General features: G+C 55.6%; 23 protein-coding genes. 9 read left to right on the top strand and 14 right to left on the bottom strand.

The annotated features are described in order from the left end of the window. Positions 1–4: 4 nt before the first annotated feature. Positions 5–535, bottom strand: coding sequence for an RNA pyrophosphohydrolase (gene rppH / locus IM295_RS22165; RefSeq protein WP_013098553.1), 531 nt, complete (start codon positions 533–535; stop codon positions 5–7). Between the two features lie 683 nt (positions 536–1218). Here rppH and mutH point away from each other — a divergent pair. From mutH to IM295_RS22180, 3 genes are all read left to right on the top strand, one after another. Next, positions 1219–1911, top strand: coding sequence for a DNA mismatch repair endonuclease MutH (mutH, locus tag IM295_RS22170; protein ID WP_193050601.1), 693 nt, complete (start codon positions 1219–1221; stop codon positions 1909–1911). Between the two features lie 128 nt (positions 1912–2039). Further along, positions 2040–2258, top strand: a complete 219-nt coding sequence (locus tag IM295_RS22175) for a YgdI/YgdR family lipoprotein (RefSeq protein WP_014885085.1) — start codon at positions 2040–2042, stop codon at positions 2256–2258. A 131-nt stretch (positions 2259–2389) separates the two neighbouring features. Continuing rightward, positions 2390–3430, top strand: coding sequence for an NADP(H)-dependent aldo-keto reductase (locus tag IM295_RS22180; RefSeq protein ID WP_193067334.1), 1041 nt, complete (start codon positions 2390–2392; stop codon positions 3428–3430). A gap of 45 nt (positions 3431–3475) precedes the next feature. Here the strand turns inward: IM295_RS22180 and lplT are convergent, their stop codons facing one another. Together lplT and aas are read right to left on the bottom strand one after the other, a co-directional pair. Then, entirely contained in the window at positions 3476–4669 is a 1194-nt protein-coding gene (lplT, locus tag IM295_RS22185; protein ID WP_193067335.1) for a lysophospholipid transporter LplT, read from the bottom strand. Further along, complete coding sequence (aas, locus tag IM295_RS22190) at positions 4662–6821, bottom strand: bifunctional acyl-ACP--phospholipid O-acyltransferase/long-chain-fatty-acid--ACP ligase (protein WP_100170814.1); 2160 nt, start codon at positions 6819–6821, stop codon at positions 4662–4664. The genes lplT and aas overlap by 8 nt, the downstream gene beginning before the upstream one ends. A 624-nt stretch (positions 6822–7445) precedes the next feature. Between aas and galR the strand changes: the two genes are divergently transcribed. Beyond that, positions 7446–8462: an HTH-type transcriptional regulator GalR gene (gene galR, locus IM295_RS22195; protein ID WP_193067336.1), complete on the top strand. Its 1017-nt coding sequence runs from the start codon at positions 7446–7448 to the stop codon at positions 8460–8462. On the opposite strand, the gene IM295_RS22200 is transcribed toward galR, so the two are convergent. After that, positions 8423–8908 (bottom strand): GNAT family N-acetyltransferase, encoded by a 486-nt coding sequence (locus IM295_RS22200; protein ID WP_041908378.1) that lies wholly within the window; start codon positions 8906–8908, stop codon positions 8423–8425. The genes galR and IM295_RS22200 overlap by 40 nt on opposite strands. A gap of 220 nt (positions 8909–9128) precedes the next feature. Between IM295_RS22200 and IM295_RS22205 the strand changes: the two genes are divergently transcribed. After that, the gene (locus IM295_RS22205; protein WP_028014292.1) at positions 9129–10166 is read left to right on the top strand and encodes a LacI family DNA-binding transcriptional regulator; all 1038 of its coding nucleotides are present in this window, start codon (positions 9129–9131) and stop codon (positions 10164–10166) included. Here IM295_RS22205 and lysA read toward each other — a convergent pair. Next, positions 10136–11398 (bottom strand): diaminopimelate decarboxylase, encoded by a 1263-nt coding sequence (gene lysA, locus IM295_RS22210; RefSeq protein WP_193067337.1) that lies wholly within the window; start codon positions 11396–11398, stop codon positions 10136–10138. The two genes, IM295_RS22205 and lysA, sit on opposite strands and share 31 nt — an antisense overlap. Positions 11399–11520: 122 nt before the next feature. Here lysA and IM295_RS22215 point away from each other — a divergent pair, with 122 nt between their 5' ends. Continuing rightward, positions 11521–12447: a LysR family transcriptional regulator gene (locus tag IM295_RS22215; RefSeq protein ID WP_048999241.1), complete on the top strand. Its 927-nt coding sequence runs from the start codon at positions 11521–11523 to the stop codon at positions 12445–12447. Here IM295_RS22215 and IM295_RS22220 read toward each other — a convergent pair. Next, positions 12442–13134 (bottom strand): aspartate/glutamate racemase, encoded by a 693-nt coding sequence (locus IM295_RS22220; RefSeq protein ID WP_192979267.1) that lies wholly within the window; start codon positions 13132–13134, stop codon positions 12442–12444. The two genes, IM295_RS22215 and IM295_RS22220, sit on opposite strands and share 6 nt — an antisense overlap. A gap of 133 nt (positions 13135–13267) precedes the next feature. Between IM295_RS22220 and IM295_RS22225 the strand changes: the two genes are divergently transcribed. After that, complete coding sequence (locus tag IM295_RS22225; RefSeq protein ID WP_192987130.1) at positions 13268–13591, top strand: cupin domain-containing protein; 324 nt, start codon at positions 13268–13270, stop codon at positions 13589–13591. A gap of 37 nt (positions 13592–13628) precedes the next feature. Here IM295_RS22225 and wzz(fepE) read toward each other — a convergent pair whose 3' ends face one another. The 6 genes from wzz(fepE) to IM295_RS22255 all read right to left on the bottom strand — a co-directional run bounded on the left by wzz(fepE) (position 13629) and on the right by IM295_RS22255 (position 20705). Continuing rightward, on the bottom strand, positions 13629–14753 hold the full coding sequence (wzz(fepE), locus tag IM295_RS22230) for an LPS O-antigen length regulator Wzz(fepE) (RefSeq protein WP_193052178.1): 1125 nt from the start codon (positions 14751–14753) through the stop codon (positions 13629–13631). Positions 14754–14940: 187 nt separating this feature from the next. Next, a complete protein-coding gene (locus IM295_RS22235; RefSeq protein WP_028014298.1) occupies positions 14941–16356 on the bottom strand; it encodes a sugar porter family MFS transporter in 1416 nt (471 codons plus the stop codon). 313 nt (positions 16357–16669) lie between these two features. Further along, on the bottom strand, positions 16670–17431 hold the full coding sequence (gene kduD, locus IM295_RS22240) for a 2-dehydro-3-deoxy-D-gluconate 5-dehydrogenase KduD (RefSeq protein ID WP_048999238.1): 762 nt from the start codon (positions 17429–17431) through the stop codon (positions 16670–16672). 63 nt (positions 17432–17494) lie between these two features. Beyond that, entirely contained in the window at positions 17495–18331 is an 837-nt protein-coding gene (gene kduI / locus IM295_RS22245; protein ID WP_059358101.1) for a 5-dehydro-4-deoxy-D-glucuronate isomerase, read from the bottom strand. Between the two features lie 235 nt (positions 18332–18566). Then, a complete protein-coding gene (locus IM295_RS22250; RefSeq protein WP_028014300.1) occupies positions 18567–19745 on the bottom strand; it encodes an acetyl-CoA C-acetyltransferase in 1179 nt (392 codons plus the stop codon). A gap of 93 nt (positions 19746–19838) precedes the next feature. Further along, positions 19839–20705 carry a LysR family transcriptional regulator gene (locus IM295_RS22255; RefSeq protein ID WP_193052179.1) on the bottom strand — a complete coding sequence of 289 codons (867 nt, stop codon included), beginning with the start codon at positions 20703–20705 and terminating at the stop codon, positions 19839–19841. Positions 20706–20809: 104 nt separating this feature from the next. Here IM295_RS22255 and IM295_RS22260 point away from each other — a divergent pair, with 104 nt between their 5' ends. Together IM295_RS22260 and IM295_RS22265 are read left to right on the top strand one after the other, a co-directional pair. Continuing rightward, a complete protein-coding gene (locus IM295_RS22260) occupies positions 20810–21271 on the top strand; it encodes a multidrug/biocide efflux PACE transporter (RefSeq protein ID WP_041908370.1) in 462 nt (153 codons plus the stop codon). A gap of 119 nt (positions 21272–21390) precedes the next feature. Continuing rightward, entirely contained in the window at positions 21391–22620 is a 1230-nt protein-coding gene (locus tag IM295_RS22265) for an amino acid permease (protein WP_193067338.1), read from the top strand. Between the two features lie 36 nt (positions 22621–22656). On the opposite strand, the gene IM295_RS22270 is transcribed toward IM295_RS22265, so the two are convergent. Then, on the bottom strand, positions 22657–22929 hold the full coding sequence (locus IM295_RS22270; protein ID WP_045260919.1) for a GNAT family N-acetyltransferase: 273 nt from the start codon (positions 22927–22929) through the stop codon (positions 22657–22659). Between the two features lie 10 nt (positions 22930–22939). Then, positions 22940–23170 (bottom strand): 4Fe-4S mono-cluster protein YjdI, encoded by a 231-nt coding sequence (yjdI, locus tag IM295_RS22275; protein WP_041908367.1) that lies wholly within the window; start codon positions 23168–23170, stop codon positions 22940–22942. Positions 23171–23272: the final 102 nt, after the last annotated feature.

The following is a 23272-nucleotide window of genomic DNA, read 5'->3' on the forward strand; positions in this document are numbered from 1 at the left end:
TAGCTTAACCTCTTTTACGTCGCCAGGCAGGTGCGCTCTGCGGCTTAGGCGGGATCTCCTGAAGCTGCATCACCACACTTGCAAACTCTTTCATCACCCTACGGTAAACATCGCGCTTAAATGACACGACCTGACGAACAGGATACCAATAGCTCACCCAGCGCCAGCCATCGAACTCCGGCGTACTGCTGGTTTGCATATTGATGTCCGAATCGTTGCCCACCAACTGCAGAAGAAACCACTTCTGTTTCTGGCCGATACAAACCGGCTTTGTGTCCCAACGCACCAAACGTTTCGGTAACTTGTAACGCAACCAGTTGCGGGTCGAGGCAAGGATGCGAACATCTTTTCGGCTTAAACCGACCTCTTCAAAAAGCTCCCGGTACATCGCTTGTTCTGGGGACTCTCCCGGATTGATCCCGCCTTGCGGGAACTGCCAGGAGTGCTGACCATATCGACGGGCCCACATGACCTGGCCCTGACGATTACAAATTACTATTCCTACGTTCGGGCGGTAGCCATCGTCATCAATCACCGGACTACCCCAAACTAAACCTTATATATGAATGATTGTTTCACACTACAGTGAGGCGGTAAACCACTCTCTTACAGGCCTGCAACCTAATAACATTTGAATAACTCACAAATAAGCGCAGAGTTATAAACAGATGTGCGGTCTCAAGGGCAATTTTATTCACCTTTTCTGTGGATATAGTTGTGAAGAAGTGTCTGATTACCGATGAACAACCTGAAATGGCCTCTGCCCTCCCGTTTCTCGCCTTCAACATAAGGCCATATTTTTCATTATCTTATATTCATATCAACAAACAAAATGCAGAATAGCGTGACGATCGTCACAGCAGGGATCGTCGTGCTGATGAAAGATCGAACAGCGTCGGTTTTATCCACAGATTGTGCCAATAAGTTAGGCACAATTTGTCTGAAATTTGGATTTTCGTCGCACGTCAAGGCTGTAAATTGAAACAGTAGTCAGGGTTATGCCCAGTTATCCCATTTTTCTGTGGATAACATGGTGTAAGATCCTGTTTATTGTCAGTGACCAGATTTGAACAACCCGTTTTGCGTCCCTGATGAAACCGTGAAAAATTCATAAAAAAACCTATAAATCATGCACATGGAATATTGGTACAGAAAAAGTTAAACTCTATCCACAGGGGACTGTTTCTTCGTTTATTTTTTAATCAAAAGGTTATCGTCATGCATCCGCTTTCACCCTTGTTCTCACCGCCTTCGAGCGAAAGCCAGTTGCTACAGCAGGCTCAGCGCCTTGCAGGCTTCTCGCTGGGCGAACTGGCGGCGATGGCAGGGCTACAGATCCCGAAGGATCTGAAACGAGATAAGGGCTGGATCGGCATGCTTCTGGAGCTGTGGCTGGGGGCAAGCGCCGGGAGCAAGCCAGAGCAAGATTTCGCGGCCCTTGGCGTAGAGTTAAAAACTATTCCTATCGACCGCCAGGGTCGGCCCCTGGAGACTACCTTTGTCTGCGTTGCGCCCTTAACCGGCAATACCGGCGTAACGTGGGAAACCAGCCACGTGCGCCATAAGCTGAATCGCGTGCTTTGGGTTCCGGTTGAAGGCGAACGGCAGATCCCGTTAGCTGAACGCCGCGTTGGCGCGCCGCTGCTCTGGAGCCCGGATGAAGAAGAGGAGCATCAGTTGCGCCTGGACTGGGAAGAACTGATGGACATGATTGTGCTCGGTCAGGTCGAGCGAATTACCGCCCGGCACGGAGAAGTGTTACAGCTGCGCCCGAAAGCGGCAAACAGCAAAGCGCTAACCGAGGCGATCGGCGCGATGGGCGAACCCATACTGACGCTGCCGCGCGGTTTTTATCTCAAAAAAAATTTCACCGGCGCGCTGCTTGCTCGTCATTTCTTACTTAAAACATAGTTTTTTACTTATTTTGCGAGCTCACAAACATAATCGCCTGGTTTTTAAGATTTTACCGCTTCACCCGGTTGCTATAACGGGTTAATACTACACTATGATTTGATACGAGCCAGATGAGGACGATAACGATGAAAAAATGGGCGGTGTTAATTTCAGCAGTCGGGTTGGCGTTTGCCGTTTCGGGCTGCAGCAGTGATTACGTCATGGCGACGAAAGACGGCCGGATGATCCTGACTGACGGTAAACCTGAAGTCGACGATGATACCGGTCTGGTCAGCTACCATGACCAGGCAGGCAATAAAATGCAGATCAATCGCGACGAAGTCTCGCAAATTATTGAGCGATAACAGTCGGAGGTCAGTAGCCTACTGGCCTTTTTGATTTTTTTCTTCCCCTTTTGCTTCCCCTCTGCCATGTTTATATTCCTTTGTCGGGAGGTTCCTGACGCGGTCTACATGTCTATTGAAGGAAGCCGGCTATGCATTATCACCGTATCCCCCACAGCGCTCTGGAGATAAGTCAACTGGGGTTGGGCACGATGACATTTGGTGAACAAAACAGCGAAGCCGATGCCCATGCACAACTCGATTATGCCGTCAGCCAGGGGATTAACCTGATTGATGTCGCAGAGATGTACCCTGTGCCTCCACGCCCTGAAACGCAGGGACTTACCGAAACCTACGTCGGTAACTGGCTGGTAAAACGCGGTAACCGTGAAAAGCTGGTTATCGCCTCGAAAGTGAGTGGCCCCGCGCGAAACAACGATGCCGGGATCCGCCCAAACCAAATCCTCGATCGCAAAAATATCCGCGCCGCGCTGGACGCGAGCCTGAAGCGCCTGCAAACCGACTATCTCGACCTTTACCAGGTCCACTGGCCGCAGCGTCCAACCAACTGTTTTGGCAAGCTCGGCTACAGCTGGAATGAGAGCGCCCCCGCCGTTACGCTGCTGGAAACGCTGGAGGCGCTGACCGAATGCCAGCGAGCGGGAAAAATCCGCTACATTGGCGTGTCCAACGAAACGGCCTTTGGCGTAATGCGCTATCTGCACCTGGCGGATAAACACGATCTGCCGCGCATCGTCACCATCCAGAACCCGTACAGCCTGCTTAACCGCAGCTACGAGGTGGGGCTGGCCGAAGTGACGCAATATGAGGAAGTGGAACTGCTCGCCTATTCATGCCTCGGTTTCGGCACCCTGACGGGGAAATACCTGAACGGTGCGAAACCGGCCGGGGCGCGTAATACCCTCTTTAGCCGCTTTACCCGCTACAGCGGCGAGCAGACGCAAAAAGCCGTTGCTGCCTATGTGGATATCGCGAAGCGCCACGGCCTGGATCCGGCGCAGATGGCGCTGGCCTTCGTGCGCCGTCAGCCGTTTGTTGCCAGTACCCTGCTTGGCGCGACGACCATGGAACAGCTGAAAACTAACATTGAGAGTTTCCATCTGAACCTGAGTGATGAGGTATTAGCGGAGATTGAAGCGGTGCATCAGGTTTATACCTATCCTGCGCCGTAGCTGATGCTTTTGCCGGGTAAGGCGAAGCCGCCACCCGGCTACTTATTAACGGCGACGCTGCCAGATCCACAATCCCGCAATCGCCGCCGCGAACAGCCCACCAAATCCGACGCCAATCGCCACCACCGGGACACCCACTTTTACCGCCAGCGAGTAGAGCCCCAGCATTAACAGCATGGCCAGGTTTTCACCGAGATTTTGAACCGCAATGGCATTCCCCGCCCCGACGGTCTTCTTGCCACGCTCCTGGAGTAACGCATTCAGCGGTACCACGAAGAAGCCCCCCAGAATACCAATCAGGATCAGCAGAGCATAAGCGGGCAATAACGCATGTTGCAGCGAGAAAATAAGCACCACGAGGCCAATCAGGATCCCCGCTGGCATGCAGCGTGCGACCGTTTCAAGCCTCACCAGCTTCGCCGCCGCGCCCGCGCCAGCCACAATCCCGATCGCCACCATCGCATTCAGATAGGTCGGCGTCGCATTGTCCGTAATCCCCAGCGCCACCGGTACCCACAGAACCAGCAGGAAGCGCAGCGTGACGCCCGCCCCCCAGAACATACTGGTTCCCATCAGGGAGAAACGCGTTTCCCCGTTACGCCACAGCACGCGGCACGCGTTAAAGAAACTGCCGGTCATTGGTTTAAAGCGCCAGGACTGGCCCGGGCGAGCCACCGGCAGCTTCGGAATAAACAGGTTAGCCACGACCGCCCCACCATACACCACTGCACACACGCCCAGGGCCGCCAGAACATGCCAGTCGGCCAGCACGCCACCCGCGACGGAGCCGAGGAGGATAGCGGCAATCGTTGACGACTCCATCAGGCCGTTGGCTTTCACCAGCTTATCGCCCGTGGTCAGTTCTCCGAGAATGCCATACTTCGCTGGGGAGTAGGCGGCAGCACCGATGCCCACCAGCGTATAGCCAACAAACGGATTAAAACCAAAACATATACTGGCAGCGCCCAGCAGCTTGAGACCGTTGGCAAACATCATCACCCGGCCTTTCGGGAAGCTGTCCGCCACCTGCCCCACAAACGGGGCAAAGATAATGTAAGCGCCCACAAACACCATCTGCAGGATCGGCTGACTCCAGTCAGGGTAAAACTCGGCTTTCAGCAGCGCCAGCGTGGCAAACAGCAGCGCGTTATCACCGAACGCAGAGAGAAACTGCGCGGCGATGACGGCCATCATGCCTTTCGACCTGAGGGAGGTGTTAGTGTGTACTGACTCACGCATTTTGCTGCTCCGCCTCTTCAACCATACCTTTCAGGGTCACGAAATCGGGCTTGCCGCTACCCAGCACCGGAAGTTGCTTCAGGTGGCGGATATCGCGCGGCACGGCCAGTTCAGGAATACCGTGTTCACGCGCATAGCTCAGTAACCTGTCGCGCTTAAGCTCAGCATCAGTGGTAAACAGCACCAGCGCCTCGCCTTTGCTGGCATCGCTCTTCACGACCGTGGCGTGCATCTTCTCGGCGGACACGGCCGTCGCCAGCTGTTCAACCATTTCCAGAGAGACCATCTCACCGGCGATTTTGGCGAAGCGTTTTGCGCGCCCCTGAATCTGTACAAAGCCTTGCTCATCGAAACGAACGATGTCACCGGTGTCGTACCAGCCGGTTTCAATCTCGCCGTTGACGTTTTCCGCCGTTGGCGCTTCCAGCACGCCTGGGCTTTCCACGCGCAGGTAACCGTTCATCACGTTTGGCCCTTTCAACTGCAGGCGGCCACCGTCCTCAATGCCCGGCACCGCCAGCAGACGCGCGTCCATCCCCGGCAGAATTCGGCCCACCGTTCCCGGTTTCGCCGCCATCGGCACGTTAATCGAGACCACGGGCGCACACTCGGTAACGCCATAGCCTTCGAGGATGCGCAGGCCAAACTTGTCCTGCCAGATCTGACGCGTGCTCTCCTGCAGCTTTTCCGCACCGGCCACCACGTACCGAACGCGGAAGAAATCATACGGATTGGCGAAACGGGCATAGTTACCCAGGAAGGTTGAGGTCCCGAACAGGACGGTGCAGTTACGGTCATACACCAGCTCCGGCACGATGCGGTAGTGCAGCGGGCTGGGATAGAGGAACACCTCGGCACCGGTCAGCAGCGGCGTGAACAGCCCCACCGTCAGGCCAAAGGAGTGGAACAGCGGCAGCGCCGACATAAAGCGGTCATTCGCGGTAAAGTCGGCGATGCTTTTAATCTGCTCAACGTTCGCCAGAATACTCTTGTGGCTGTGGACGACGCCTTTCGGGTTACCCTCCGAACCCGACGTGAAAAGGATAATCGCGTCATCTTCCGGCTGCTGTTTGACCTGCGCCAGATGCGGCACCAGCAGATGCGCAAAAATCCACAGCTTGTCGCCGGTGGTCACGTCCGCTTTTAGATCTTCCAGGAAGACCCAGCGTACCTGGGTCAGCTGTTCCGGCAGATGCCACAGCTTGCCTTTGTCCAGAAACTGTCGGGAGGTAAAGACGGTATTAATTTGGGCGGCGGTAATGGCGCTGGTCAGCCCTTTCACGCCCGCCGTGTAGTTCATCATCGCCGGTATACGGCCACGGGAAACCGCACCAAAAATCACCGCCGCGCTGATGCCCGCGTTTGGCAGCATCAGGCCGATCTTTTCGCCCTTTTTGCTGTACTTCTCAAGAATGCGGCCCACGAACAGCGTCTTGGTCAGCAGTTTACGATAGGTATCCGGGGTAAAGTTGATGTCTTCAATGCAGTTTTTCTTCGCGCCGTAGCGGTACTGCGCCGAAAGCAGGGATTCATACAGCGTTTCGCGCGGACGAACGGCCATGCGCGCTTCCATCATAATCTGGTGCAGCATTTCCCCGGCGATTTTACGGCGATCGCGGGCACGCGGCGCTTCCGGCATCGGTAACGACGTTGGCGGCAGGATATGCAGGGTAATTTTGGGGAACAGACGCTGCTTCACCAGCCCCTTAAGGCGGCTGAAATGGGTCAACTCCGCGCCTTCAATGCGCAGCGGCACCACGGTCGCGTTTGATTTCGCCGCGACAAACCCCGCGCCGTCGTAGATTTTCATCAGCGAACCGGTCACTGAAATGCGCCCTTCCGGGAAAATGACCACCGGACGCCCCTGCTCTACCAGACGTACCAGGTGTTTAATCATCATCGGCTTTGTCGGGTCAAGCGGTACGAAATCGATCAGTGGGGTGAGCCAGCGCATATACCACTGCTGGCTGATGGAGGTATAGACCGCAAACACCGGACGCACGGGCAGAAATAGCGCAAGCAGGATGCCGTCTATAAAGGAAACATGATTGGGTGTGATGAGAACGCGCTCGCCACGAAGCGCCTGGGCGTCGCCAGTGACGCGGATGCGAAAAAGAATACGGAACAGTGTACGGAAAAACCCAAATAGCATCTCAACTCCCTTTGCCAGACAGTGTGGTGGGTTGACAGTAAATGGTGGCAGATTACACGAGAAGTGATACGGGAGCGACAGCAAAAATGGAGGCGAAAAAAAACCTGCGCATCCGCGCAGGTTGGTGCAAGAGATGAGTACGAAACCGTACTAAGAATTCTCACCAATCAATACCTCTGGGATCTTGATTGTGGCTGTTGACCCTGCGCTTCGCCAGCAGGAAAACGCAAGGGAATGAGCCGAAATGCAACCAGGTGTGAATATTCTCTTTTGCTGTTACAGGTTGAACGATCAGGCAAAAAAAAACCTGCGTAAGAACGCAGGCTGGTGTAAGTCGTGTTAATCAACCGGAGTTGATTCCACCTATCAATACCTCTGGGATCTCGACTCTACCAACCTCTTTAACGTCATCGCCACCGGACAATCGCAACAGCCTGAGGCAAAGTGTAACTAAAGGTTCAGAATGACATTCTTCTGACATGACCAGGCGTGTAACGATTACACTACCAGGGTTGGTCTGCGTCACGTTTGTGGCGCGCGGAAATCGGCTTCCCTTGAATGGACGTCACTTTTCCGCAACACTATTCAGTGTGTAAACGCTTACCCCAAATAAGAAGGTTATAAATGGCGACAATAAAGGATGTGGCTCGTCTGGCAGGTGTGTCGGTAGCCACCGTCTCCCGCGTGATTAATGATTCACCCAAAGCCAGTGACGCATCACGCCAGGCGGTACAAAGCGCCATGGAAACCCTGAACTACCATCCGAATGCCAACGCCCGCGCGCTCGCCCAGCAGTCAACAGAGACTATTGGGCTGGTGGTGGGAGACGTTTCCGACCCCTTTTTCGGTGCCATGGTAAAAGCGGTTGAACAGGTCTCTTATCAGACGGGTAATTTTTTGCTGATCGGCAATGGCTACCATAATGAACAAAAAGAACGCCAGGCCATCGAGCAGCTGATCCGCCACCGCTGCGCTGCACTGGTGGTACACGCCAAAATGATCCCGGATGCCGAGCTAATTCACCTGATGACGCAGATGCCCGGCATGGTGATTATCAACCGTATTATCCCCGGCTTTGAAAAACGCTGTGTAGCCCTCGACGACCGCTACGGCGCCTGGCTTGCGACCCGTCATCTGATTCAACAGGGTCATACCCGGATTGGCTATCTCTGCTCCAATCACCCCATTTCTGATGCGGAAGACCGCCTGCAGGGCTACTACGACGCCCTGCGCGAAAACGGTCTGCCGTGCAATGACCGTCTGGTGGCCTACGGTGAACCGGATGAGAGCGGCGGCGAACAGGCCATGACGGAGCTGCTGGGTCGCGGACGGAATTTCACCGCGGTCGCCAGCTATAACGATTCGATGGCCGCCGGGGCAATGGGCGTCATGAATGACAACGGGATCGAGGTGCCGGCGGAAATCTCGCTAATTGGCTTCGACGATGTTTTGGTCTCCCGGTACGTGCGCCCGCGCCTGACCACCGTACGCTACCCCATCATCACGATGGCCACCCAGGCCGCAGAGCTGGCGCTGGCGCTGGCCGAACAACGCCAGCCGCCGGAGATTACCCATCTCTTCAGCCCAACGTTAGTGCGCCGTCACTCCGTTGCTGCGCCCGCTGACGCGCAGAGCGAATAGCGATACAGGTGTACCGTTTTATCCGGATACTCCAGCCCATCGCCAATATACTGCCAGCCGTAACGTTCATAGAAGTCGCGGCAGGCAGACCAGAGATGAAGTTCCTCGTACCCGGCCCGTGCGGCGAAGCGTATAACATGCTGCTGTAACTTTCCTGCCAGCCCCTTGCCGCGCGCCGCGTCGTCAACGTAGAGCGCCGCCAGCCACGGACAGAGATCCTGACGGGTAATCAAATCACAGCGCCAGAGTCCCACCGTCCCGAGAAGCCGTTCATCCTCTACGGCGATAAAGGTCAGCGGCAGGGCACCCGGCGTCTGGCTGTGCTCGACGATGCTATGGAAAAAATCCCGCGCAAGCCCCTCGCCAAAGGCCTGCCAGAGCCAGTCGGTGACCTGCTCCGCATAGCGCGGTGCCTCGTAAAGCGGGAGAATGACGGTCTTTTTCACGTTTCACCTGCGTTTTTAATGAATATGCTGGCCTGACGCCTCCAGCCCGGTTTGGCGATTATTTTACCAGAGTCAGACTATTTAGTTTTACTTCCGGCAGGCCAGGCGAATCGTGACCAAAAAGCGTGATCGTGGCAGAAGTTTTGCGCTTCCCGCATCGCTTATACGCTGTCAGGTCTGTGTTAAACTGCAAACCATTACGTGGAAGCAGGAATGTAGAATGGCAACAATGCTGGATGTCTCACTGCGCGCGGGCGTGTCGAAGGCTACCGTCTCGCGCGTGCTGAACGGCACAGGTCAGGTTAAAGAGAGCACGCGTCAGCAGGTCTTTGCTGCGATGGAAGAGCTGGGCTACCGCCCAAACTTTCTCGCGCGTTCGCTGGCTAACCAGACCAGCAACAGCATTGGTCTGGTCGTCTCTACCTTCGACGGCTTTTACTTTGGTCGTCTTTTGCAGCAGGCGTCGCGGCAGACCGAAACCCACGGGAAACAGCTGATCGTCACCGACGGTCACGACGCGCCAGAGCAGGAAGAGCAGGCGGTGCAAATGCTGGCCGACCGCCAGTGCGATGCCATCGTGCTTTACACGCGCTATATGAGCGAAAAAGCGATCATCAAGCTGATTAATACCGTGCAAACGCCGCTGGTGGTCATCAACCGTGAAGTCAGCCAGGCACCGGAGCGCTGCGTGTTCTTCGAACAACAGGATGCCGCGTTTAAGGCGGTGGATTACCTGATCAATCAGGGCCACCGGGAGATCGCCTGCATTACCGTTCCGATCCACACCCCCACGGGTAAAGCGCGGCTGATGGGCTACCGTAAGGCGCTGGAAAAGCACGGCATTCGTCTGGACGAGCGTCGAATAAAGTACGGTGATGCGGGAATGACGCGGGGCTATGAGCTGTGTAAGGAGCTGATTGCTGAAGGGGTGTCGTTCAGCGCGCTGTTTGCCTGTAACGATGATATGGCGCTGGGCGCGTCCAAAGCGCTGCATCAGGCAGGGCTTAAGATCCCGCAGGATATCTCCCTGTTCGGCTTTGACGATGCCCCAAGCGCAAAGTGGCTGGAGCCTGCGCTGTCGTCGGTTTATCTGCCGATAGATAACATGATCGTCACGGCTATCGATCAGGCGATCCGGCTGGCGAAGAACCAGCCGGTCGATGCGATCCCGCCATTTACCGGCACGCTGGTATTACGCGATTCGGTCACAACGGGGCCGTACTTTAATCAAACGAGTTCCAGCGCCAGCAGTTCCTGAATGGTCTGGCGACGACGGATCAGCCGCGCCTTGCCGTTATCAAACAGCACTTCCGGCAGCAGCGGACGGCTGTTGTAGTTCGAGGACATAGACGCCCCGTACGCCCCGGTGTCGTGCAGCACCAGGTAATCGCCCGGCTTCACCTCGGGCAGCGCGCGGGTTTCAACTTTGCCACCTTCCTGCTGGGTAAACACATCACCGGATTCACACAGCGGGCCTGCGACCACCGTCTCGCGGCGCGGCGCGTGCGTTAAATCGCGGCCATCGGCAGCCAGGGCGGTAATGTGATGGTAGCTGCCGTACATGGACGGACGCATCAGGTCGTTAAAGCCCGCATCAATCAGCACGAAGTGGCGGGAGCCCATCTCTTTGACGCTGCGTACCTGCGCCACCAGCACGCCGGCTTCGGCTACCAGGAAACGACCCGGCTCAATTTCCAGCTTCACGGCATGGCCCAGATGCGCGGCAATTTGATCGCGCGCGGCGCTCCACAGGCCGTAATAGTGATCGGTGTCGATCGCCTCTTCCCCTTCACGATAAGGAATGGAAAGACCGCCACCGGCGGAGATCGCCTCCAGATCCTGACCGAAGTCGACAACCTGGCGCACCATCGCCCCGCACACCTGCTCCAGGTGCCCGTAATCGACGCCGGAGCCAATGTGCATATGAATACCGACCAGCTTCAGGCTGTAGCGCTGCAGTACCTCAAGCGCGGCAGGCATATCGGCATACCAGATCCCGTGCTTGCTGTTTTCGCCCCCGGTGTTGGTTTTTTGGCTATGGCCATGTCCAAAGCCCGGGTTGACGCGCAGCCAGACGCGATGGCCGGGTGAAACCTGCCCAAGCTGCTCCAGCATATCCACAGAACCGGCGTTCACCGGCACCTGCAGTTCATGCACGCGCGCAAGCGTGGCGTCGTCGATCACATCCGCGGTAAAGACGATCGCGTCAGGATCGGTTTTCGGATCAAAGCCTGCCGCCAGCGCACGCTCGATTTCACCCAGCGACACGGAGTCAACCTTCACGCCCTGCTCACGCATCAGGCGCAGAATATGAATATTGGAGCTGGCCTTCTGGGCAAAACGCACCACGTCAAACTGATGCAGGGCGGCGATCTTCTCGCGAACGATCTGCGCGTCGTAGACCCATACCGGGCAGCCAAACTCGGCGGGCAGGCGCAGCAGGTTTTCAGCGTTCAAATCGGTATCCGTCTGGTTGAGCGGGCGTGGCATGGTCTTCTCCGGTTCAATTCATTTTTAATGATTACGCCACAGCGGAAGCAGAATAAAAAATATCGTTTTATCGCGAGTCTATGCAAAAATGATATGGACAGTTCCTTGCCTTCAGGTGCCCTATGCCCGCCGTCAATTTACGCCACATCGAGATTTTTCACGCCGTGATGACCACCGGCAATCTCACCGAAGCCGCGCAGATGCTGCATACCTCGCAGCCGACGGTCAGCCGCGAGCTGGCGCGCTTCGAGAAAGTGCTGGGGCTGAAGCTGTTCGAACGCGCCCGGGGCAGGCTTCACCCGACGGTGCAGGGGTTGCGCCTGTTTGAGGAAGTGCAGCGCTCATGGTACGGGCTGGACAGAATCGTCAGCGCGGCGGAAAGCCTGCGCGAGTTTCGTCAGGGCGAGCTGTCGATTGTCTGCCTGCCCGTCTTCTCTCAGTCCTTCTTACCGACGCTGCTCCAGCCTTTTCTGGCCCGCTATCCTGAGGTCAATCTCACCATCGTCCCGCAGGAGTCGCCTCTGCTTGAAGAGTGGCTGTCGGCACAGCGGCACGATCTCGGGTTAACCGAAACCCTCTCGACACCCGCAGGAACGGCGCGCACGGAACTGCTCGCGCTGGATGAAGTGTGCGTTCTGCCCGCCGGGCATCGGCTTGCCCACAAAGCAGTGCTGACACCCGCGGATTTTCATGGTGAAAACTACATTAGCCTGTCGCAAACGGACAGCTACCGGCAGCTGCTGGATACGCTTTTTTCTGAGCATCAGGTGAAGCGGCGGATGGTCGTTGAAACCCACAGCGCGGCGTCAATATGCGCGATGGTGCGCGCGGGCGTTGGCGTTGCGGTCGTCAATCCGCTTACGGCGCTGGACTATGCAGGAAGCGGGATCGTCATCCGCCGTTTTAGCGTTTCCGTCCCGTTCACCGTAAGCCTTATCCGCCCGCTGCACCGTCCGGCTTCCGCGCTGGTGGACGCATTCACCGAACACTTAGTTGAGCATGCGCGTCAGGTGGCGCTTCGCTTACCTGACCTGCAAAACCCGTTATGACAGCATAAATTCCACGGCATCTGCCGCGTGAATGGCCGCGGTATCAAACACCGGGATGGGGCTTCGTTCGGCCGGCACCAGCAAACCGATCTCCGTGCAGCCGAAAATCACCCCTTCAGCCCCCTGCTGCGCCAGTTTATCTATTACGCTGACGTAATATGCGCGGGAGGTTTCGCTGAAGGTTCCGAGGCAGAGCTCGTCGAAGATAATCTGATTGATGCGCGCCCGGTCCCCCTCATCCGGGATCAGGCTTTCAATCCCAAACTCGCTGTGCAAGCGCCCGCGATAGAAATCCTGCTCCATGGTGTAACGTGTGCCCAGCAAGGCCACGCGCGACATTCCCGAAGCGCGAATGGCGCGTCCGGTGGCGTCCGCGATGTGCAGGAACGGCAGCGAACAGCGCGCTTCAATGTGCGAGGCCACTTTGTGCATCGTGTTGGTACACAGCAGAATGCCCTGCGCCCCCGCACGCTCCAGCCCCAGCGCGGCATAAGCCAGGATTTCTCCGGCTTTATCCCATTCGCCGCTCGACTGGCAGGCTTCGATTTCATGAAAATCAACGCTGTGCAGCAGCAGGCTCGCGGAGTGCAGGCCGCCCAGACGCTGCTTTACGCCTTCGTTAATCAGGCGGTAATAAGGGATTGTCGATTCCCAGCTCATCCCACCTATCAGGCCAATCGTTTTCATCATCGCTCCTTATCTGTTTAAGCCAGTGAAGCAAACTTGTGATCCTGTTTCCAGTTCTTTATTACGTCGTTTTCTTTTTAAGCTGGCCAATGTAAATTAAATAAAACACTGTTTTATTATGAAGGGCAAAGCCATGTTTATGTTCCACAAAGAGACCGCGTCTGAAGATCTGGGGAACGGCGTTAAGCGTCGCGTGCTGGCCCACGGCGGCAGGATGATGGCGGTTGAAGTACAGTTTGAGCAGGGCGCGATTGGCCCACTGCATAACCACCCGCACGAACAGTTAACCTATGTTCTCTCTGGTGAATTTGAGTTTACCATTGGTGAAGAGAAGCATGTCGTAACGGCGGGAGATACCCTCTACAAACAACCACATGTGATGCACGGCTGCGTCTGCCTCAGGGCCGGCACGCTGCTGGACACCTTTACGCCTGTGCGCGAGGATTTCCTGAAATAAAAAAGGCGCTGTAGCAGCGCCTTCATGTGTGCAGAATTTATTCCGTTACCGGCTCTGGCAATGGGTTTCGGCTGAGCATGGCCTCACGGAGTAATACGCTGCCGCAGGCAAACAGAGCGCCAAGGATCGCCGCCAGAATGACAATCATGCCTTTGCCCGGGCCGTCTTTTTTCACCGGCATCGATGGCGAAAGCTGATACCTGAATGGCTCAAGCTTAACGTCTGCGAAGGAGAGTTTTTTCAGCTGCGCCAGGTAATATTCCCGGTTCTGGAAGTCCGCGTTCAGCTCCGTCACATCCTTCAGATTTTTTTCAATCCTTAGCTTTTCCGCGATACCGTCAGCCCCGAGCGCAACGGAGTAATCCGGATCGTCTTTTATCCCTTGTCCGTTGCTATAAACAGGCTTCTTAATGCCCGCCGCATTCGCCACTTCCAGCGAATAGTTCAGCCGCTGCAGGTTGGTGTTATGCACATTGGTCAGACGAACGCGGTCGAGCGTCAGCTGCTGCTCTACCTCGTTCGTTTTGAGGGCGATTTGGTTGCGGATATTCTGCACCGTTTCTTTCTCAACAATTGCCGAGATATAGTTGATATACCCCTCCAGAACGGATTGGGCATCGGCTGCGGTCGGCGCGGTGAAGCTCAATGTCCAGGAGACGAAAGGCGCTTTATCCGCATCTTTTCCCTGAACATCATTCACCGCTTTCATTTTGTCTGCAATATTGACAACCGCACGGTGCAGTTCAAGCGGGTCTACTTGCGCATTCTTGAGCTGCGCCATCACATAAGGGGAAGAGGTCATATACTCTTCAAGCAATGACTGCGACTGGAATTTTTTAATAAACAGGTCAAAGACTTCCTGACGGGTAACCGGCACCTTCACATCAAGAACCTGCAGCGCAACCATCATCTGGCTCAGCGGGTTCCACTGTGTCTGTTCCGCCGGAGTGATCACCGCTTTACTGGTCCATTTTTGCGGCAGTAGAAGCGCAATTGCCAGACCTGCCAGCGCGAAAACAAAGATAATAGTGGCAATACGTTTTTTCGCGATAATCAGAATATCTAACAGGCCCAGAAGATCGATCTCTTTTGAACTGACTGCTGGAGGAGCATATGAGGGAAAATCGAGGTCCGTATTTTTTTTGAAATCCATTGCTGACATAGCCGTTCTTCTGTTTCGGGTGCAGTAAATTCCTGCCGGGTGAGTTCAGTTGCCCGATAATACAAGAAACTAAGAATAATCTGAACGCGAGAATGGACTATCTGAGGAATTGCTATCAAAGTTGGTAGTTATTCAGCATCACGCTAACAAAACGCCGGGTGGCGCTGCGCTTACCCGGCATTAACCCTTACACGCCGATATTTCGCAGTTTCTCCCCGCTCATCAGCTTGCGTTCAATATGTTCCAGCGTCACGCCTTTGGTTTCTGGAATTAGCCAGAATGTCACGCCAATAAATGCCACGTTCAGCACCGTATAGAGCCAGAAGGTTCCCGCCGCGCCAATCGCATCCAGCAGCGTCAGGAAGGTCGCGCCGATGATCATGTTCGACACCCAGTTGGTGGTGGTGGAACAGGTGATACCAAAATCGCGACATTTCAGCGGCTGAATTTCAGAGCACAGGATCCACACCACCGGCGCGGCGCTCATCGCGTAGCCAGCAATACACATCATGGTCATGCCCACGGAGAGCCAGGAGAGGCCGCTGGACGCCGTGCCGTTATCAAACTGCATCAGACAGTAGCCGAGGATCAGCGTACCGAGCGCCATCACGCTAAAGCCAATTTTCAGCGCCGGTTTACGTCCGGCTTTATCGACGGTGAACACCGCAATAAAGGTGGCGAACATAAAGGTCAGCCCCACCACCAGCGTGGCGATCATCTGCTGTTCGGTGGTGGTAAAACCGGCCATTTTGAAGATGCGCGGGGCGTAATACATGATGATGTTCATCCCCGTGAACTGCTGCATCGCCTGCAGCAACATGCCGAGGAACACCGCGCGGCGCACGTTGCGGTTAGCCTTAAACAGCGACCAGCCGCCCTGCTTCAGCTTCAGGCTTTCGCGGATCTCGTTCAGCTCTTCACGCGCTTTCTCAGACGTGTCGCGCAGCATGCGCAGCACCTCTTCCGCTTCCACGTGACGCCCTTTTTGTGCCAGCCAGCGCGGACTGTTGGGCAGGAAGATCACTAAAACAATCAGCACTACCGCAGGCAGCGCCAGCACGCCGAGCATCGCCCGCCAGTTACCGCTGTAGCTGAAGTACGTATCGGACAGGAACGCCAGCACGATGCCCAGCGTCACCATCAGCTGGTACATGCTAATCATCTTGCCGCGCACGTTCTCGCTCGCCATTTCGGAGAGATACAGCGGCGCGGTGTAGGAGGCAATCCCCACCGCCACGCCCAGCAGCACGCGGGAGAGCAGCAGCACTTCAACGTTAGTGGCAAACGCCGAACCTATGGACCCGGCAACAAACAGGACCGCCCCGACCATCAGGCTGTATTTACGCCCAAGGCGGAACGAAAGCCAGCCGTTAAACAGCGCGCCGATGGCCGCGCCGAGCATCATGCTGCTCACCACCCACTCCTGCAGGCGGTTACTCAGCGTAAAGTGATCGGTAATAAACGGCAGCGCCCCGGCGATCACGCCGATATCCAGGCCGAACAACAAACCGGCCACGGCTGCCGCAATGGAGACAAACTGGTTCATGCGGCGGGTATCGCGCAGCGCGGCGGGCATCAGGGTAGAGTCATTTATAGATGTCATATTTTTCCTGCCTCAACAGCAAAATTCGTTAAATGAAATTACGAGATAGCGGGAAAAAGTGTCAGGGCGGAATTCGTGAAGATATGGATTATTTCGCTATGGCATAGCGATCTGTGATGGACATTACAATTTCAACTAATGCTGGATAATCACCTGATTTTACTAACGCCTTAATTTTTCAATAATAAAAATGTGATGGCAGTCATCTATGATTTTTAAGTATGGATTTTTCGTGTTTATCAATATGGACTTTGACAAATTTTAAGCAAAAAAAACCTCCGCCGAAGAGCAGAGGTATTTGTCATAAGTTAGGTTATCGCGCCAGCCAGCCGCCATCAACCGCGACGGTATAACCATTGATATAGTCCGATGCCGGGGAAGCCAGGAACACTACCGGCCCCATCAGATCGCTCGGCAGCCCCCAGCGGCCCGCCGGAATACGCTCCAGGATCGCCGCACTGCGTTCTTCGTCCGCGCGAAGCTGCTGGGTGTTGTTGGTGGCCATGTAGCCCGGCGCAATCGCGTTGACGTTGATGTTGTGCTGCGCCCATTCGTTCGCCAGCAGGCGGGTCACGCCCATCACCGCGCTTTTCGACGCGGTGTAAGACGGCACGCGGATGCCGCCCTGGAAGGAGAGCATCGACGCGATGTTAATGATCTTGCCGCCCTTGCCCTGCGCGATGAAGTGCTTCGCCGCCGCCTGGGACATAAAGAATACGCTCTTGATGTTCAGGTTCATGACATCGTCCCAGTCGGTCTCGCTGAAGTTAATCGCGTCTTCACGGCGGATCAGCCCCGCGTTGTTGACCAGAATGTCGATATGGCCAAATTCCGCCACCGCGCGATCCAGCAGCTCCGGAATAGCGTCGATTTTACGCAGGTCGGCGGTCAGGCTGAGAAAACGGCGGCCCAGAGAGGTTACGCGTTCGATGGTTTCCGTGGGCTCAACGATGTTAATCCCGACGATATCACAGCCCGCTTCCGCCAGGCCTAACGCCATCCCCTGGCCCAGTCCGGTGTCACACCCGGAAACCACGGCCACTTTACCCTGCAGAGAAAATGCATCCAGAATCATGTTTGTTCCTTACTCTTTCAGCGCCTGTCATCAACAGGCAGATGTATGCTTAACTGCCCGCGACTAGCGCAGATCCTTAACCGCGACGTGGTCCATGTCATCGAAGACCTGGTTTTCTCCAACCATCCCCCAGATGAAGGTATAGGCTTTCGTCCCCACGCCGGAGTGAATAGACCAGCTGGGTGAAATCACCGCCTGCTCGTTATGCATGACGATATGGCGAGTTTCCTGAGGCTGTCCCATCATGTGGAACACGCAGGCGTCTTCATCCATGTTGAAGTAGAAGTAGACTTCCATGCGGCGTTCGTGGGTATGGCACGGCATGGTGTTCCACAGGTTGCCCGGGGCCAGTTCGGTCAGACCCATGCTGAGCTGGCAGGTTTCCAGCACATCCGGCACGAAGTATTTATTGATGGTGCGGCGGTTGCTGGTGAGGTTGTCGCCCAGCGTCACGGGCGCAACGTCCGCGGGCGTTACTTTTTGGGTTGGATAAGCGGTGTGCGCCGGGGCGCAGTTGTAGTAAAACTTTGCGGGTTTACCGCCGTCGATGCTGGCAAAGACCACCTCTTTCGCCCCTTTGCCGACGTACAGCCCGTCGCGGTGGCCAATCTCGTAGCACTGGCCGTCCACGGTAATCGTGCCCGGCCCGCCAATATTAATCACCCCCAGTTCACGACGCTCCAGGAAGTAGCTTACGCCCAGCTGCTTGCCTACTTCACCGCCCACGGAGACGGTTTTAGCCACCGGCATAATGCCACCCACGATAATGCGGTCGATGTGGCTATAGACCATGGTGTATTTATCGGCTTCGAACACCTGCTCAATTAAAAACTCGCTGCGCAGTCCCTGAGTATCCAGCGTTTTGGCGTGCGCGCTGTGGATGCTTTGTCTGACGTCCACGGTAACCTCCAGATGTGGTCATGCCCGAAGGCAGAAATTAAACGAAACGACGTTTCGTTTTATGATGAGCACATACTAGCGGCATAAAATAGGGTTTTCAATTGCAATTAAAACAACGTTTCATTTTTTATTTTTGTTTATAACAGAAATGACGCGCGGATCACGATTACTTCCCATGAAGAGAAGAACACAATAAAAAAAACCTCCCGAAGGAGGTTTTTTAAGTGAGGAGAAATTAGCGTTCGATGGCGAGCGCCACGCCCTGTCCGCCGCCTATACAGAGGGTAGCGATCCCTTTGCGCGCGTTTCGCTTTTTCATTTCGTGGACCAGCGAAACCAGGATTCGGCAGCCGGACGCGCCGATGGGATGCCCTAGCGCAATTGCACCGCCGTTCACGTTGACCCGCAGCGGATCCCACTCCAGCATTTTGCCGACCGAGATCGCCTGCGCGGCAAAGGCTTCGTTCACTTCGATCAGATCGACATCCGAAAGTTGCCACCCTGCGCGCTCCAGGCAGCGACGGGTAGCGTAGACCGGCGCAATCCCCATCAACGCAGGATCCACGCCCACGCTGGCAAACGCCTTAATGCGGGCCAGCACGGGGAGATCGAGCTCAAGGGCTTTACTTTCGCTCATCATCATCACGGCGGCGGCACCGTCGTTAATGGACGAGGCATTGCCCGCGGTGACCGAGCCCTGCGTTTCAAACGCGGGATTCAGTCTCGCCAGGCCTTCCGCACTGGCATCCGTGCGCGGCTGTTCATCGGTATCGACGACGATCGCCTCGCCGTTCTGACGCTGCGTGCTGACCGGGACAATCTCGTCGCGAAAGCGACCGGAATCAATCGCGGCACGCGCTTTTTGCTGCGAACTGAGCGCATAAGCGTCCTGCAATTCGCGGCTAATGCCGTACTCGCGCGCCAGGTTTTCTGCCGTCACGCCCATATGATAGTCGTTGAACGCATCCCACAGCCCGTCATGCACGAGGCTGTCGAGCAGCTGGCTGTTGCCCAGCTGCGCGCCGGTTCGGCTATCGGTGAGAACGTGCGGCGCGCGGCTCATGTTCTCTTGTCCGCCAGCGATAACCACATCCGCTTCACCGCACTGAATGGCCTGGGTGGCGAGATGCAGCGCTTTTAACCCTGAACCACAGACGTCGTTGATGGTAATGGCGGAGACGGTGTTGGGCAGCCCGCCCTTCAGCGCCGCCTGTCGCGCGGGGTTTTGCCCGGCACCGGCCGTGAGAACCTGCCCCAGGATCACCTCATCAACTTCATGGGCTGCGATCCCGCTACGTTCCACCAGAGCTTTAACGACCACGCTGCCCAGGTCAACCGCCGAGTGACGCGCAAGCGCTCCCTGAAAACAGCCGATAGCCGTACGCAACGCACCCACTATTACGACATCTTTCATCACGACCTCTGTGTTAAATGACATGACGATAGTAGAGGATTGTTACTGGCAATTATCTTAATTGTTTAAAAATAGTGAGTTTAATCACAAGGATTAGCGTGCATCCTGCAGATACTGCCGCAGCCAGCTTCCGGCCACGCCGGGAGGGGATCGTTTATTCCACAGTAGATCGATGCCGATCGCCCGTGGCCAGCCGGGAACATTGAGCTGTACCAGCGACTTCGCAGCGGCGAATTCATCCACCAGCGCGCACGGCAGCACGCACCAGCCGAACCCCTGGACGGCCATACTCAGCAGTAACAGGTAGTTCGGCGCTGACCAGATGGGCCCGCGCGCGATCTCAGCCTCGCGCTCAAGGTAGGTGCTGAGCCTCAGCTCCCGCCAGCCGTGCAGCTCGTCGCTCTGCACCTCGTGTTGTCCGGCGAGCGGATGCGTGGTCGCGGCATATATCGCCATTCGGGTCTGCACCGGCAGCCGGGTAGCGCCAATATCCGTAGGATAACCGTCTCGCGCTTCCGTCAGCCCCACCTGCGCGCGCTCCTTTTGCAGCAGATCGATCACGTCCTCTTCCTCGCCAATCAGGCATTCGAATTCCGTGTGGGGAAAGCGAGCGTCAAACTGCTTCATCAGATCTTCAAGCACGTCGGGGTTGAGGGTATCGGAGAGGACAAACGTCAGACGCGCCTCCGTTTGTGCCGTTAACGACACCGCCAGCTCATCCAGCCGCGTGCTGGCGGCAAGGATGGCCTGCACATAGCCCAGCACCTGTTCTCCCTGGACCGTTAACACCGGCTGGCGCGCCGAGCGGTCAAACAGTTCGAAACCCAGATCGGCTTCAAGATTGGCAATGGAGGTGCTGATCGTCGACTGGCTTTTACGCAGCCTGCGCGCGGCAGCAGAGAAAGAGCCTGCCGCAACGGTCTCAACAAACGCGGTAAGAGCTTCAGGTGAATAGCGCATAGACTATCTACTTTATCGATGGATACTATCTTTAATATATCAGCTTTAGCGATAAAAATAGGCTACATCAACGCCCATACCGGTGAATAAATGAGGTCTACACTATGCAACATCAGGATGCACTCCAACGTAAGCTGCCGGAGCGGATCTTTCATGCTGTCTGTTTCGAAGGGATTGCCACGGCAATTCTCGCCCCCACGGCGGCATGGCTGATGCAGCGCTCGGTGGTGGAGATGGGTGGGTTAACCATTATCCTGGCTACCACCGCCATGCTCTGGAACATTATCTATAACTTCGGCTTCGACCGTTTCTGGCCTGTCCAGCGCGTAAAACGTACGGCAAAAGTGCGCGCGCTGCACGCCCTGGGGTTCGAATGCGGGTTTATTGTAATCGGCGTGTCGATTGTCGCCGCCGTGCTGGGCGTGACCCTGCTTGAGGCATTCACGTTAGAAATTGGTTTCTTCCTGTTCTTCCTGCCATACACCATGTTCTATAACTGGGCATACGATAACCTGCGTGAGAAATTCCTTAAGCGTCGCCAGCAACGACGCGCTCTGGCAGGCTAAACCCCCGCTGGCAGGACGCCTGTTCCGGCCAAACTCCGTCGAAGCAACTGCGCTCTTCAGGCATAACTATGGTAAATTGCACGCCATTCTGATGGTTTGTTAGTTGAAACGTTGCTCTAATGTCGAAAATTTGGTCAAAAGATGAGACTCTCTGGAGTTTCGCTCTCTACGGCACAGCCGTGGGCGCAGGAACGCTCTTCCTGCCCATTCAGCTGGGCTCCGCAGGCGCAATCGTCCTGTTTATCACCGCCCTCGTGGCCTACCCGTTAACCTACTGGCCGCACCGGGCGCTGGCGCAATTTATTCTCTCGTCCAACACAAAAGGTAATGAAGGGATCACCGGCGCCGTCTCCCACTACTATGGTAAGAAGATTGGCAATCTGATCACCACGCTCTATTTCATCGCCTTCTTTGTGGTGGTGCAGATTTATGCGGTGGCCATCACCAACTCGTTAACCGAGCAGCTGGCAAAACACCTGACGGTAGATACCACCGTTCGCGTGCTGGTCAGCCTGGGGGTGGTGCTGGTATTGAATCTGATTTTCCTGATGGGACGGCATATCACGATAAAAGTGATGGGCTTCCTGGTGTTTCCGCTGATTGCCTATTTCCTGTTTGTCTCGATCTATCTCACCGGAAGCTGGCAGCCCTCGTTGCTCACCAGCCAGATGGCCTTCGATCGCCATACGCTGCATCAGGTCTGGATTTCGATTCCGGTGATGGTGTTTGCCTTTAGCCATACCCCGATTATCTCAACGTTTGCCGTTGACCGCCGCGAGAAGTTTGCCGACGGTGCCATGGATAAATGCAAGAAGATCATGAAGGTGGCGTACCTGATTATCTGCTTGAGCGTGCTGTTCTTTGTCTTCAGCTGCCTGCTCTCTATCCCACCGTCCTATATTATGGCCGCCAAAGAGCAGGGGGTGACGATTCTGTCAGCGCTGTCGATGATGCCGTCTTCCCCAGCCTGGCTCGGCATTTCCGGGATTATCGTGGCGATCGTAGCGATGTCGAAATCGTTCCTCGGCACCTATTTTGGGGTGATTGAAGGGGCGACGGAGATCGTGAAGTCGTCGCTAAATCAGGTGGGGATTAAAAAGAGCCGCGCCTTTAACCGCGCGATTTCCATTATGGGGGTGTCGTTAATCACCTTTGCGGTCTGCTGCGTTAACCCGAACGCCATCTCGATGATTTACGCCATCAGCGGCCCGCTTATCGCCATGATCCTGTTTATCATGCCGACGCTGTCGACGTATCTGATCCCTTCCCTGAAACCGTACCGCTCAATTGGCAGCCTGCTGACGCTGGTCGTCGGCGTGCTGTGCGTGTCGGTGATGTTTGTTGGCTAGACGTACTCGTGCCCGGCGTGCTGCCGGGCGCGTTATTTAGGCCCGAATATCGTCATATTCCCGCGTCTTATCAAACTCATGCTTCGCAAACGGGCACAGCGGAATAATTTTGCGGTTCTCACCGCGCATCTTCTCCACCACTTTCGCCACCAGCTGTTTACCGACGCCCTGCCCTTTCAGGCTCTCATCCACATCAGTGTGCTCGATAATGCTCAGGTGCTCGCCGGTCGGCACGAAGACAATCTCTGCGACCTGATTGCCGTCTGCATCATTCACGTAAAACTTGTTATGGCCTTCCAGAATATCCATGGTTCCTCGCTTATTTTTGGCGATACTTCAGCGCACCGCTCGGGCAGGTATCAATCACGCGTACAACCGTTTCAACGTCCACTTCATCGGGAATGATCCACGGCTTACGTTTCAGATTAAACAGCTTTGCGCTCCCACGCACGCAGTTACCTGAGTGTTTGCAGATCCCGGTATTAAAGTAAACGTCAATTTTCTCGCCGGTATAGGCCCGGTAACCCTCATCCAGTAGTTCTTTATCCATGACATTGCCTCTGTAATTATTATCTTGCTGAATGAAGCATAGCCTTACGGGATCCTGATGGCTATAACGCCGAAAACGAAAAGCCAGGTCACAACTCTTTTC

Origin of the sequence: Enterobacter cloacae complex sp. P14RS (assembly GCF_014895895.1) — a bacterium.
GTDB lineage: Bacteria > Pseudomonadota > Gammaproteobacteria > Enterobacterales > Enterobacteriaceae > Enterobacter > Enterobacter bugandensis.

Coding starts and splice junctions, on each gene's coding strand:
- IM295_RS22215 (WP_048999241.1), top strand. CDS start 11,521: ATGCCCGCCGTCAATTTACGCCACATCGAGATTTTTCACGCCGTGATG.
- IM295_RS22270 (WP_045260919.1), bottom strand. CDS start 22,929: ATGGATATTCTGGAAGGCCATAACAAGTTTTACGTGAATGATGCAGAC.
- IM295_RS22235 (WP_028014298.1), bottom strand. CDS start 16,356: ATGACATCTATAAATGACTCTACCCTGATGCCCGCCGCGCTGCGCGAT.
- aas (WP_100170814.1), bottom strand. CDS start 6,821: ATGCTATTTGGGTTTTTCCGTACACTGTTCCGTATTCTTTTTCGCATC.
- yjdI (WP_041908367.1), bottom strand. CDS start 23,170: ATGGATAAAGAACTACTGGATGAGGGTTACCGGGCCTATACCGGCGAG.
- IM295_RS22180 (WP_193067334.1), top strand. CDS start 2,390: ATGCATTATCACCGTATCCCCCACAGCGCTCTGGAGATAAGTCAACTG.
- IM295_RS22265 (WP_193067338.1), top strand. CDS start 21,391: ATGTCGAAAATTTGGTCAAAAGATGAGACTCTCTGGAGTTTCGCTCTC.
- IM295_RS22220 (WP_192979267.1), bottom strand. CDS start 13,134: ATGAAAACGATTGGCCTGATAGGTGGGATGAGCTGGGAATCGACAATC.
- lysA (WP_193067337.1), bottom strand. CDS start 11,398: ATGCCACGCCCGCTCAACCAGACGGATACCGATTTGAACGCTGAAAAC.
- kduD (WP_048999238.1), bottom strand. CDS start 17,431: ATGATTCTGGATGCATTTTCTCTGCAGGGTAAAGTGGCCGTGGTTTCC.
- IM295_RS22205 (WP_028014292.1), top strand. CDS start 9,129: ATGGCAACAATGCTGGATGTCTCACTGCGCGCGGGCGTGTCGAAGGCT.
- lplT (WP_193067335.1), bottom strand. CDS start 4,669: ATGCGTGAGTCAGTACACACTAACACCTCCCTCAGGTCGAAAGGCATG.
- galR (WP_193067336.1), top strand. CDS start 7,446: ATGGCGACAATAAAGGATGTGGCTCGTCTGGCAGGTGTGTCGGTAGCC.
- IM295_RS22175 (WP_014885085.1), top strand. CDS start 2,040: ATGAAAAAATGGGCGGTGTTAATTTCAGCAGTCGGGTTGGCGTTTGCC.
- IM295_RS22250 (WP_028014300.1), bottom strand. CDS start 19,745: ATGAAAGATGTCGTAATAGTGGGTGCGTTGCGTACGGCTATCGGCTGT.
- IM295_RS22260 (WP_041908370.1), top strand. CDS start 20,810: ATGCAACATCAGGATGCACTCCAACGTAAGCTGCCGGAGCGGATCTTT.
- IM295_RS22255 (WP_193052179.1), bottom strand. CDS start 20,705: ATGCGCTATTCACCTGAAGCTCTTACCGCGTTTGTTGAGACCGTTGCG.
- mutH (WP_193050601.1), top strand. CDS start 1,219: ATGCATCCGCTTTCACCCTTGTTCTCACCGCCTTCGAGCGAAAGCCAG.
- IM295_RS22225 (WP_192987130.1), top strand. CDS start 13,268: ATGTTTATGTTCCACAAAGAGACCGCGTCTGAAGATCTGGGGAACGGC.